Source organism: Pseudomonas sp. HP_12 (genome assembly GCF_055283955.1).
This window is the reverse complement of sequence record NZ_JBTOQG010000024.1, coordinates 39326-51498: the sequence shown is the minus strand read 5'-3', so window position 1 is coordinate 51498 and position 12173 is coordinate 39326. Positions and strand designations below refer to the sequence as shown.

Annotated in this window: 9 protein-coding genes; 2 read left to right on the top strand and 7 right to left on the bottom strand. The window is 62.1% G+C overall.

Annotated features, from left to right (window positions below; translation table 11 throughout):
- Nucleotides 1–520: 520 nt before the first annotated feature.
- The 7 genes from ACYASU_RS17235 to rfbB all read right to left on the bottom strand — a co-directional run bounded on the left by ACYASU_RS17235 (nucleotide 521) and on the right by rfbB (nucleotide 7629).
- Complete coding sequence (locus ACYASU_RS17235) at nucleotides 521–988, bottom strand: YiiD C-terminal domain-containing protein (RefSeq protein WP_463583477.1); 468 nt, start codon at nucleotides 986–988, stop codon at nucleotides 521–523.
- A complete protein-coding gene (locus tag ACYASU_RS17230; RefSeq protein WP_346628076.1) occupies nucleotides 981–2357 on the bottom strand; it encodes a sigma-54-dependent transcriptional regulator in 1377 nt (458 codons plus the stop codon). The genes ACYASU_RS17235 and ACYASU_RS17230 overlap by 8 nt, the downstream gene beginning before the upstream one ends.
- Complete coding sequence (locus ACYASU_RS17225) at nucleotides 2354–4168, bottom strand: sensor histidine kinase (protein ID WP_192171326.1); 1815 nt, start codon at nucleotides 4166–4168, stop codon at nucleotides 2354–2356. Before ACYASU_RS17225 ends, ACYASU_RS17230 begins: the two co-directional genes overlap by 4 nt.
- Before the next feature lie 89 nt (nucleotides 4169–4257).
- Nucleotides 4258–5139: a dTDP-4-dehydrorhamnose reductase gene (rfbD, locus tag ACYASU_RS17220; protein ID WP_463583476.1), complete on the bottom strand. Its 882-nt coding sequence runs from the start codon at nucleotides 5137–5139 to the stop codon at nucleotides 4258–4260.
- Complete coding sequence (gene rfbC / locus ACYASU_RS17215; RefSeq protein WP_463583475.1) at nucleotides 5136–5681, bottom strand: dTDP-4-dehydrorhamnose 3,5-epimerase; 546 nt, start codon at nucleotides 5679–5681, stop codon at nucleotides 5136–5138. The genes rfbD and rfbC overlap by 4 nt, the downstream gene beginning before the upstream one ends.
- Nucleotides 5678–6553 carry a glucose-1-phosphate thymidylyltransferase RfbA gene (rfbA, locus tag ACYASU_RS17210; protein ID WP_282365720.1) on the bottom strand — a complete coding sequence of 292 codons (876 nt, stop codon included), beginning with the start codon at nucleotides 6551–6553 and terminating at the stop codon, nucleotides 5678–5680. The genes rfbC and rfbA overlap by 4 nt, the downstream gene beginning before the upstream one ends.
- Entirely contained in the window at nucleotides 6550–7629 is a 1080-nt protein-coding gene (gene rfbB / locus ACYASU_RS17205; protein ID WP_346628074.1) for a dTDP-glucose 4,6-dehydratase, read from the bottom strand. The genes rfbA and rfbB overlap by 4 nt, the downstream gene beginning before the upstream one ends.
- Nucleotides 7630–7923: 294 nt before the next feature.
- Here rfbB and ACYASU_RS17200 point away from each other — a divergent pair, with 294 nt between their 5' ends.
- Entirely contained in the window at nucleotides 7924–10842 is a 2919-nt protein-coding gene (locus tag ACYASU_RS17200; protein WP_463583474.1) for an aminotransferase, read from the top strand.
- Between the two features lie 162 nt (nucleotides 10843–11004).
- A complete protein-coding gene (aguA, locus tag ACYASU_RS17195; protein WP_463583473.1) occupies nucleotides 11005–12111 on the top strand; it encodes an agmatine deiminase in 1107 nt (368 codons plus the stop codon).
- Nucleotides 12112–12173 lie beyond the last annotated feature (62 nt).

Below are 12173 nucleotides of genomic sequence, written 5' to 3'. Positions count from 1 at the left end.
GCTGTGTCTGCTGCGAGAAAGCGCGGTGTCAGAAGACGCTGCAGATGTCTCTGCTGAATACGGATTGTGGGAGCGAGCTTGCTCGCGAATAGGCCGTTATATCCACGCAATGTTCAGCGGCTGGAATGCCGTCTTCGTGAGCAAGCTCACTCTTACAGGGGCTGTGTCTGCTGCGAGAAAGCGCGGTGTCAGAAGACGCTGCAGATGTCTCTGCTGAATACGGATTGTGGGAGCGAGTTTGCTCGCGAATAGGTCGGTATATCCACGCAATGTTCAGCGGCTGGAATGCCGTCTTCGCGAGCAAGCTCACTCCTACAGGGGCTGGGTCTGCTGCGAGAAAGCGCGGTGTCAGAAGACGCTGCAGATGTCTCTGCTGAATACGGATTGTGGGAGCGAGCTTGCTCGCGAATAGGTCGATATATCCACGCAATTTTCAGCGGCTGGAATGCCTTCTTCGCGAGCAAGGTGGAGCGCCACCCCGGTCACTCCTACATGGGCAAGCCGTGTCGGGCAGCTTTGTTCAGCGATGCAGCACGAACTGCCCGACGAATTCCACTGCCGTTTCTTCTGATCCATCAGCCACGATCCGGGTGTGCAGCGTCAGGCGCGCACGGCCGCGTCGGTGGTAGAGCTTCACGAATCTCTCCCAGCTCGCTTCATCCGGTGCGTCGCAAATGGCGATGCCATCGCGGGTGACTGGCAGGGGATAACTGATCTGGGCGTCCTGAATCACAATGTGCCCGTCGTCGATCCCGGCTTCCTTGAGCCGCAAGTACAGCCAACCCCAGCCCGCCAGCACCGCGCCGCAGTACAGGCTGCCGCCGAACAAGGTGTTCTTGTGATTGACGTTGGGCGCCAACGGCAGGTGCAGGCGCAGTTGATGGTCTCGCCAGCCCAGCACCTTGACGCCCATCTCCCGGGTGAGGGGAATGTCCCGGTGCAACACCGCTTCCAGGCCTTCAGCGGAAAGACAATCCCGATCAGTCATTGTCGTCGGACCCCGCGCCGTTGAAAGTCAGCCCGTGCTTGCGCAGTTTGTCGTGCAGGGTTTTGCGTGGCAGGCCCAAGGCTTCGGCGAGGCTGCGGACCGAGCTGTGCGGACGGGTCAGTTCGGCGGCGATCAATGCTCGCTCGAACGCCTCGACCTGCTCGCTCAGCCCGCCATTGGACGCCACCAGATCCGGCTGCGCCTCGCCTTCCAGTTCCAGCTCAAGGCCCAAGGCAAAACGCTCGGCGGCGTTCTGCAGTTCACGTACGTTGCCGGGCCAAGTGTGACGCAGCAGCAGCGCCCGATGCCCCGGCTGCAATTCATGGCGGGGCAGACCGTGGCGCAAACTGGCGGTGTCGGCGAAATGCTGGAACAGCACCAACGCGTCTTCGCCACGCTCGCGCAGCGGCGGAATGCGCAACGGCGCGACATTGAGGCGGTAATACAAGTCGGGCCTGAAACGCCCTTGGTCCGCCGCCTGGCGCAGGTCTTCTTTGGTCGCTGCGATCACCCGGATGTCCAACGGGATCTGCTGATTCCCGCCCAGCCGCTCAACCACGCGCTCTTGCAGCAAACGCAGCAGCTTGACCTGAACGTCCATGCTCATGCTTTCGATTTCATCCAGAAACAGCGTGCCGCCGTTGGCGAATTCGAACTTGCCGATGCGCCGCTTTTGCGCGCCGGTGAAGGCGCCCGACTCGTGGCCGAACAGCTCGCTTTCCACCACCGACTCGGCCAGCGCCCCGGCGTTGATCGCCACGAACGGACCATTACGGCGGTTGGACAAATCGTGCAGTGCGCGGGCGACCACTTCTTTGCCGGCGCCGGTTTCGCCAAGAATCAACACGTCAGCCTTGGTCGCCGCCAGCGCGCCGATCTGATCGCGCAGGCGCTGGATGGGGGCGGATAACCCCACCAGTCGCGTGCTCAGTTGCTGACGGTCGCTGAGCTCGAGCCGCAAGCTCCGGTTGTCCAGCACAAGCCTGCGCAGCGCCAGGGCGCGCCGAACGCTGTCGAGCAGTGCGTCGCTGGCAAAGGGTTTTTCCAGAAAATCGTAGGCTCCGGCGCGCATGGCCTGCACCGCCAGCGGCACGTCGCCGTGTCCGGTGATCAGCAGCACCGGCAACTCCGGATCCTGGGCGTGCAGATGGTGGAGCAGTTCGAGGCCGTCGATGCCCGGCATGCGGATGTCACTGACGATTACCCCCGGCCAGTCACGCTCGATGCGCGCTTGCAGGCCTTTGGCGTCGCTCAGCGGCAGGATTTTCAGGCCGGCGAGATCGAGCGTCTGGCTCAGCGCCTGACGCAGGTGCGGGTCGTCGTCGATCAGCACCACCTGAATGCGGCTGTCGATGGCGTCGGTGCTCATGCAGATAAGTCCTCAGACGGTTGAAGGTTGACGCCCGAGGCGCCGGTGCGCATCCGCAACGTCAGCAGCGCACCGCCTTCCGGGTGATTGGCGAACAGCAGCTCGCCGCCCAGTGCGCGCATCAGCGTATCGCAGATCGCCAGGCCCAGGCCGAGCCCTTGGGTGCGCGTCTTGGTGGTGAAAAACGGCTCGCGGGCGTGCTCCAGCGCTTCTCTGGAAAACCCCGGGCCGTTGTCGCGGATGTACAGATTAACGCCCTCGGCGTTGTACTCGGCGCTGATCCACAATTTGCGCGGTGGGCCTTTCTCGGTCAGGGCATCCAGCGCATTCGCCAGTAGATTCCCCAGCACCTGACGCAGCCGCGTCTCGCCGGCCTGCACCCACAAGGTCGCGGCGGGTAAATCGCGGATCAATTCCACTTCCATCGCGCGCCGACGCTTGGCGAGCAGGGCCAGCGCATCGTCCAGCGCTGGCTGCAGCGCCACGCTTTCAGGCGCATGCCGGTCACGCCGGGCGAAGGCGCGCAGGTGCGCAATAATCGACGCCATGCGCCCGGTGAGTTCGCTGATCAGCTTGAGGTTGCCGCGGGCGTCTTCGGTGCGCTGATGATCGAGCAGCACTTCGGCGTTCTCGGCGTAACTGCGAATGGCCGCCAGCGGTTGGTTGAGTTCATGGCTGATGCTCGCCGACATCGTGCCCAGCGCTGACAGCTTGCCGGCCTGAACCAGTTCGTCCTGGGCGCGAAACAGTTCCTGCTGCGCCTGCTCGCGTTCGAGAACTTCCTGACGCAGTCGCTGGTTGACGCCTTCCAGATCGCAGGTCCGCTCGGCGACTCGCACTTCCAGCTCCCGGCGCGCCTTGGCCTCGAAGTTGATGCGATCCAGATAATGGCGGCGGCGCTGCATCATCAGCCCCAATAGAAGCATCAGCACCAGCAACGCACCACCGCCAATGGCAACCACCGTCCGCACCGGCCTCGACACCAGCATCTGGGGGGCGAGGATGTTCACGCTCCAGCCGGTCTCGTCGATCTGCTGGGTTTGCTTGAGCCAGCCGTTTTCATCCAGCTGCAGCGGGCGCGGATCGCGGGTCGGGTAGGGCTGGATGGCGACGATGGCCTGCTTTTCTTCCTCACTGAGCGGGCGCGTGGCGCGGAAACGCCAGGCCGGGTTGGAGGTCAGGATCACCACGCCGTTGTGGTCGGTGACGAGCAACTGTTCCGGCGTTTTGCCCCACAAGGTTTCAGTGAGGTCCAGATCGACCTTGACCACCAGCACACCGATCACAGTGTCGCCGTCGCGCACGGCTGCGGCGAAGAAGTAGCCGCGTTTGGCTGACGTTGTGCCCAGGCCGAAAAAGCGGCCGAGATTGCCAGCCATGGCATTGCTGAAATACGGGCGGAAGGCGAAGTTGCGGCCAACGAAGCTGTCGCGTTTGTCCCAGTTCGACGCGGCGAGGGTGTCGCCATTGGGCGCCATCAGGTAGATCACCTCGGCGCCGGTCTGCCGGGCGGTGTTCATCAGCAGCACGTTGGCCTGGGCTTGCGCCTGTTTGTCCTGGGGGTTCGCCAACATGGCACGCAGCCCGGGCAGGTCGCCGAGAATCTGTGGCAGAACTTCATAGCGGTGCAGCGTGCCCAGCAGGTTGGCGACGTACAGGTCGAGGGTCTGGCGATTCTGGCTCAGCAGCTCATTGCGGTAATAGTGTTCGGCCAGGCGTTCGAGCGGCCACAGCAACGGGGCGAGGATCAGCGCCAGCAAGGCAAGGCTGCGCCAGCGAGGGCGGCGGGGAAGGGCGTTAGTGCTGATCATGGAATCGCCGGTGGGTTCGTTGCGGTGTAGAGCGGCTGCGGATGATTCAGTATTCCGCAGCCGCTCAACATCGAGTCGACCCATTATGCCTACCGCTGCTGCGCTAAGCACTCCAGCAACGCATCGTGCCAGTCGGGCTGGCTGACGCCCCACTCGCGCTGCAACAGGCTGCAATCCAGGCGCGAATTGAGCGGGCGTGCAGCCGGCGTCGGGTAAGCGCTGGAAGCAATCGGCTCAAGGGTCGCGCAGGGTTTGCCGCTGTTGATCAACTGCTGACCAATGGCTTCAGCGAACCCGAACCACGACGTCTCGCCGCTGGCCGTCAGGTGATAAACACCCCAGGCGCCTGGCGCACCGTCAAGCCAGCGTTCGATCAGCGCACCGGTGCTGGCGGCGATGGTGCCGGCCCAGGTGGGTGCGCCGATCTGGTCCGCAACGATCGACAGCTTCTCGCGCTCCTGCAACAAGCGCTGCATGGTCAGCAGAAAGTTGCGCCCGGTCAGGGAGTACACCCAGCTAGTGCGCAGAATCAGGTGCTGCCCGCCCGCTGCGGCGATAGCCCGCTCGCCCGCCAGTTTGCTGCTGCCGTAGACGCCCAGCGGATTCGGCGCGTCGGACTCAACCCACGCGCCAGCCTTGCTGCCGTCGAACACGTAATCGGTGGAGTAGTGAATCAGCGGAATGCCCAGTGCCGCAGCTTCTTCAGCGAATACACCGGGGGACGTCGCGTTAATGGCGAAGGCCAGGTCCGGCTCGCTTTCGGCCTGATCCACTGCCGTGTGCGCGGCAGCGTTGATGATCAGGTCCGGCTTGATGTCGCGAACCACCGGGCGGATGGATTCCGGCTGACTCAAATCCAGCTGATCACGGCCCAGCACGATCAGCTCACCCGTGTTCTGCAGGCGTTGCTGCAGCGCATGGGAGACCTGGCCGTGTTGCCCGCTGATCAAAATGCGCAGCGGCGCACTCACGGGAACAGGTCCGCGTCTTTCAGGAGCTTGCCGACCTGATCCTTGGCCGACAATTGAGGTGCTTCGCTCAAGCCCCAGTCAATGCCCAGCTCAGGATCGTCCCAGCGAATGCAGCGCTCGGCCGACGGCGTGTAGTAGTCGGTGGTCTTGTAGAGAAACTCGGCGTAGTCGCTCAACACCACGAAGCCGTGGGCGAAACCCTTGGGAATCCACAGCTGGCGAGCGTTCTCGGCAGACAGCTCCAGACCGAACCACTGGCCGAACTGTGGCGAGCTGCGACGGATGTCGACTGCGATGTCCAGCACGCTGCCGACGGTCACGCGCACCAGTTTGCCCTGTGGGTTGTCGATTTGGTAATGCAACCCGCGCAGGACACCTTTCTGCGAGCGCGAGTGATTGTCCTGAACGAACTGATCGGCGACGCCGGTGGCCTCGGCAAAGGCCCGGGCGTTGAAACTTTCGTAAAAGAAGCCACGCTCATCGCCGAACACCTTGGGTTCGATGATGAGGACTTCAGGCAACTTGCTGGCAACCACTTTCACTGACTTTCCCCTGCGATCTTGAACAGGTACTGACCGTAGCCGGTCTTGCCGAAATAGTCAGCCCTGTTCAACAGGTGGGCGCGGTCGATCCAGCCGTTCTGGTAGGCGATTTCTTCCAGGCACGCGACCTTCAGGCCCTGACGGTGCTCAATGGTTTGCACGTATTGCGACGCGTCCAGCAGGCTGTCGTGAGTACCCGTATCGAGCCAAGCGAAGCCGCGGCCAAAGCGCTCGACGCGCAGGTCGCCGCGCTTGAGGTAGGCGTTGTTGACGTCGGTAATCTCCAGCTCGCCGCGCGGGGACGGCTTGACGTCCTTGGCGATCTGAATGACTTCGTTGTCGTAGAAATACAGACCGGTCACGGCGTAGCTGGACTTCGGCGCCTTGGGCTTCTCTTCGATGGACAGCGCGTGGCCGTGCTCATCAAAGTCGATCACGCCGAAACGCTCTGGATCCTTCACCCAGTAGCCAAACACGGTCGCGCCGGAGGTGTTGGCCGCCGCACGCGTGAGCTGCTCGCTGAAGTGCTGACCGTGGAAGATGTTGTCGCCGAGAATCAGGCACACCGAGTCATCGCCGATGAATTCTTCGCCAATGAGGAATGCCTGCGCGAGGCCGTCCGGCTTGGGCTGCTCCTCGTAATGAAAGCGCACGCCGAACTGACTGCCGTCACCCAGCAGCGCCCGGTACTGCGGCAGGTCCAGCGGCGTCGAGATGACCAGGATGTCCTTGATCCCGGCCAGCATCAGCACCGAGATCGGGTAATAGATCATCGGTTTGTCGTAGATCGGCAACAGCTGTTTTGAGACCCCGAGGGTGATCGGGTGCAGGCGTGTGCCCGAGCCGCCGGCCAGTACAATTCCTTTAGTCATGCGATCAGTTCCTTCACGTTGGTGCCCAGGCGTTCGCCCTTATAGCTGCCGTCTTGCACGTTGCGGCACCATTCAAGATTGTCGAGATACCACTGCACGGTTTTGCGCAGGCCGGATTCGAATGTCTCTTCCGGTGTCCAGCCCAGTTCGCGCTCGATCTTGCTGGCGTCGATGGCGTAACGCATGTCATGGCCCGGGCGGTCGGTCACGTAGGTGATCAGGTCCGCGTAGTGGGCCACGCCTTTGCGCTGTTCCGGTGCCAGCTCTTCGAGCAGCGCGCAGATGCCGCGCACGACGTCGATGTTCTTTTGTTCGTTGTGGCCGCCGATGTTGTAGGTCTCGCCGACCTGGCCCTCGGTTACCACCTTAAGCAATGCGCGGGCGTGGTCTTCGACGAACAGCCAGTCACGCACCTGCAAGCCGTTGCCGTACACCGGCAGCGGCTTCCCGGCCAGGGCGTTGAGAATCACCAGCGGGATGAGCTTCTCGGGGAAGTGGAACGGGCCGTAGTTGTTCGAGCAGTTGGTGACGACCACCGGCAGCCCGTAGGTGCGCTGCCAGGCGCGAACCAGATGGTCCGACGCCGCTTTGCTGGCCGAATACGGCGAGCTTGGCGCGTAGGGCGTGGTTTCAGTGAACAGATCGTCCACGCCGTGCAGGTCGCCATACACTTCGTCCGTAGAGATGTGATGGAAGCGGAAAGCTGCGCGCTCGGCTTCGGGCAAGGTCAGCCAATAGCTGCGGGTCGCTTCCAGCAGGCTGTAGGTGCCGACGATGTTGGTCTGAATGAACTCCGACGGGCCGTCAATCGAACGGTCGACGTGGGACTCAGCCGCCAGGTGCATGATCGCGTCCGGCTTGAAGCGCGCGAGGACTTTGCTCACCGCAGCCTGATCAACGATGTCTTCTTGCACGAACTCATACCGAGTGTTGTTCGCAATGCCCTGCAGCGACTCAAGATTCCCGGCGTAGGTCAGCTTGTCGAAATTGAGGACGTCGTGATCGGTGTTGTTGATCAGATGACGGATCAGCGCAGAGCCGATGAAGCCGGCGCCACCGGTAACAAGTATTCGCATGGATAAACCTTCTTCCCTGGAAAGACGTAAGACGATAAAGGCGTAGGACGATGGAGCATAGCTTGTGGGGCCTTGCTGACTGACGCAAGGAGCAATCCGCCAACAAGCGATGAAATTAATTGATGGCCCATGGCAATCAGCGCCATTAAACCGCCGCGGATGTTTCACGGGCTTAACGCCTGGCCTATCTATCGGTCCGTTAACGCATTTCTTTATTGGCAAATGGCGCGGGGTTGATTAACGGTCGCGCAACTGGCGATATTGTTCGCGCCTTTCTCTCTCAGGACTCCTTTCATGTCGCTCGACACCTTGATTCGCCGTTCCAGCCTGCCATGCCCGGACGTCGACGCCGTGCATGCCGGTGAATGGCTGGCGACGTATTACGGGCTGTCGGGAACATTAAAGGAGTTGGGCAGCCATCAAGACCGAAACTTCCTGCTGGACTGCGGGGACGGACGCCGTTTCGTCCTGAAGATCTGCCATGGCGCTTACTCAACCACCGAGCTTGCGGCCCAGCATGCAGCGTTGCGGCATCTGGGTGCTGAGCCGCAGGTGCGCGTTCCGGCCGTGATGCCAGGGCTGAACGGTGAAGACTTGTTGTCTGTCGATCACAACGGCAACGCCGTGCACCTGCGCGTTCTCGAGTTTATCGACGGACAATCACTGGCCCACGTCGCCCATCTGAACCGGCACGTCGTGACCGGATTGGCGCAGCTCTGCGCCCGTGTTGATGTCGCGCTGGCCGGTTTCGAGCACCCAGGTCTGGACCGTGTGTTGCAGTGGGACCCGCGGCACGCGTTTGCGTTGATTGAGCATCTGCTCCCGGTCATTGCCGATGCCGACAAGCGCGCCTGCATCGCCGAGGCCGCCGAGCAGGCCCAGGCCTATTTGCTGCCGCTGGTGGCGTCGCTGCCGGTGCAAGCCATTCACATGGACATCACCGAGTACAACGTGGTCTGGGCTCGGGACGCCCATCGCCAGTGGCAGCTTCAAGGGCTGATCGACTTTGGCGATCTGGTCCGCACGTGGCGCATCGCCGACCTCTCGGTGACCTGCGCCGCGCTGCTGCACCATGCCGAGGGGGATCCTTTTTTCATCCTGCCCGCCATTCAGGCTTACCACCAAATCAACCCGCTTCAGAGCGAGGAGCTGCTGGCGCTGTGGCCGTTGATCGTCGCGCGCTCGGCTGTTCTGGTCTTGAGCAGCGAGCAACAGGCGAGCATCGAGCCAGACAACGGTTACATCCAGGCCAATCTGGCCAGCGAGTGGAACATCTTCGACGTCGCCACCTCCGTGCCGATTGCGCTGATGGAAGCGGCGATTCTCGACGCGGTGGGTGAGTGGGAAGCGGACGAAGAAGCCGAGGCGTTTTCGCCGCTGTTGCCGAGTTTGAGCGGGCAAGGTTTTACCCTTATCGATCTGGGTGTGCTCAGCGAGCATTTCGTGGCGGGCAACTGGGAACACAGTGGCATCGACGAACAACTGCTGAAAGACGCGGCTCAACACCACGGCCTGGCGGCCAGCCGCTATGGCGAATACCGGCTGTCCCGCACGCTGCCGGACAGCGCGAAAGAGCCGGACACCTTCGCGCTGCACACCGAATTGCAGATCCCCCACGGCACCGCTGTCCATGCGCCATTTGCCGGGAGCCTGCGTCACACCGCCGACGGCGCGTTGCAGTTGGTGGGCGCGGAAGTGAGTCTGCGCCTGTGGGGCGTGCGTTCTGATTTCGACTCCGGCGTCGAGTTCGACGCGGGCGACGTGATCGGGCAGGGCGGCGGCGCGTTGATCGTGCAGCTGTGTTCGGAGCCGGACGTGAGCCCGCCGCTGTTCACCACGCCTTCGCGGGCAGCCGCCTGGCGTGCGTTGTGTCCGTCCCCCAAAGGGCTGCTGGGTTTTGATTGCGATGCGCCCGCACTGGCAGATTCCGCCGCGTTGCTCGCCCGTCGCGACGCCAGTTTTGCCCGTTCGCAAAAGCATTATTACCAAGCCCCGCCGCAGATTGAGCGCGGCTGGCGCAACCACCTGATCGACCTGCAGGGCCGTTCTTATCTGGACATGCTCAACAACGTCGCGGTGCTCGGTCATGGCCATCCACGCATGGCTGAGGTTGCGGCGCGGCAGTGGTCGCTGCTCAACACCAATTCACGCTTCCATTACGCGGCGATCGCCGAGTTTTCCGAGCGGCTGCTGAAGCTGGCGCCCGCTGGCATGGACCGGGTGTTTTTGGTAAACAGCGGCACCGAGGCGAATGATCTGGCGATTCGTCTGGCCTGGGCCTACAGCGGCGGCCGCGACGTCCTGAGCGTGCTGGAGGCTTATCACGGCTGGTCGGTAGCGACAGATGCCATCTCGACATCCATCGCCGACAACCCGCAAGCGCTGAGCACGCGTCCCGACTGGGTCCATCCTGTGGTCGCGCCCAATACCTATCGTGGCGAGTTTCGTGGCGCGGACAGCACGCCGTTCTACCTGCGCAGCGTAGACGCGCACTTGACCGCGCTAAAGGAGCAAGGTCGGCAAGTGGCGGGCTTCATCTGCGAACCGGTATACGGCAACGCCGGCGGGATTTCGTTGCCGCCGGGTTATCTGCAGCAGGTGTACGACAAAGTCCGCGCCCAAGGCGGGGTGTGCATCGCCGATGAAGTGCAAGTGGGTTACGGCCGTCTCGGTCATTACTTCTGGGGCTTCGAAGAGCAGGGCGTGACGCCGGACATCATTACCATGGCCAAAGGCATGGGCAACGGTCATCCCCTCGGCGCCGTCATCACCCGTCGCGAGATCGCGGAGGCGCTAGAGGCCGAGGGCTATTTCTTTTCGTCGTCCGGCGGCAGCCCGGTGAGTTGCCGCATCGGCATGGCAGTGCTCGACGTCATGGAGGAAGAAAAGCTGTGGGAAAACGCCCGCGTGGTGGGCGGCTATTTCAAGGAGCGCCTGCTGGCGCTGATCGACAAACATCCGCTGGCCGGGGCCGTCCATGGTTCAGGGTTCTACCTGGGGCTTGAGCTGGTTCGTGACCAGGAGACGCTGGAGCCTGCAACCGAGGAAACGGCCTACTTGTGTGATCGTCTCCGTGAGCTGGGGATCTTCATGCAGCCTACGGGGGATCATCTGAACATCCTTAAGATCAAACCGCCAATGGTGACCAGCCGCCGGAGCGTGGACTTCTTTGTCGACAGCGTGTCGAAGGTGCTCAGTGAGCTGGAGAGTTGAGTGGGCTGTCCCAGCCTTGAATTGGCCGATATATATCGGTGTAAATTGCCACGGCAAGCGCAGGAAGCTTGATTAATGTTTTTAAATCCGATTTTTATCGTCTATAACGTCTCTCTTATTTTGCTGTAGACGCCCTCGTCGTTTCATGGAGTTCTGATTACTGTGACCACTCTCAACAGCACCCCCCGCGCCGATGGCTTCTACATGCCTGCCGAGTGGGCGCCGCAGACGCAAACCTGGATGATCTGGCCCGAGCGCCCTGACAACTGGCGTCTGGGCGGCAAGCCCGTGCAGAACGATCACGTCGCAGTGGCCAAGGCCATCGCCCGTTTCGAGCCTGTCACCGTTGGCGTCTCGGCCGCACAGTACGACAACGCCCGCGCACGACTGAATGTGCCCAACATTCGCGTCGTCGAGCTGAGCAGTAACGACGCTTGGGTGCGCGATAGCGGCCCTACCTTCGTTATCAACGACGCGGGCGAGGTTCGCGGCGTCAATTGGGGCTTCAATGCCTGGGGCGGTTTCGACGGCGGGCTTTACGCACCGTGGAACCTGGATGAACAGGTCGCCAGCAAAGTGTTGGAAATCGAGCGCTGCCCGCGCTATGTCACCGAAGGTTTCGTGCTGGAAGGCGGTTCGATCCACGTCGATGGCGAGGGCACGCTGATCACCACCGAAGAATGCCTGCTCAATCGCAACCGCAACCCGCACTTGTCCCGCGAAGACATCGAAGCCGTGCTGCGCGATCACCTGTCGGTCGAAAAAATCATCTGGCTGCCGGATGGTTTGTACAACGACGAGACCGACGGGCATGTGGATAACTTCTGCTGCTACGTACGCCCCGGTGAAGTGTTACTCGCCTGGACAGATGATCCGAAAGACCCCAATTTCCCGCGCTGCCAGGCAGCGATGAAGGTGCTGGAAAATGCCCGCGACGCCAAGGGACGTCCGTTTGTCGTACACAAGATGCCGATCCCGGGTCCGCTGTATGCCACCGAAGAAGAGTGCGCCGGGGTGGATCAGGTGCACGGCAGTCAGGAGCGCAACCCATCGGTGCGTCTGGCCGGCTCGTACGTGAATTTTCTGATCGTCAACGGCGGGATCATTGCCCCGTGTTTCGACGATCCGATGGATGACACGGCCCGCCAGATCCTCCAGCAGCTGTTCCCGGAACACGAGGTGGTCATGGTCCCTGGCCGCGAAATGCTACTGGGCGGAGGCAACATTCACTGCCTGACGCAGCAGCAACCGGCCCCCCACCGGGGCTGAGTTGGTTCGCTTCTTGCTGTCATCAAGCCCATCAGACGATGGGCTTTTTTATGGGCGGACGG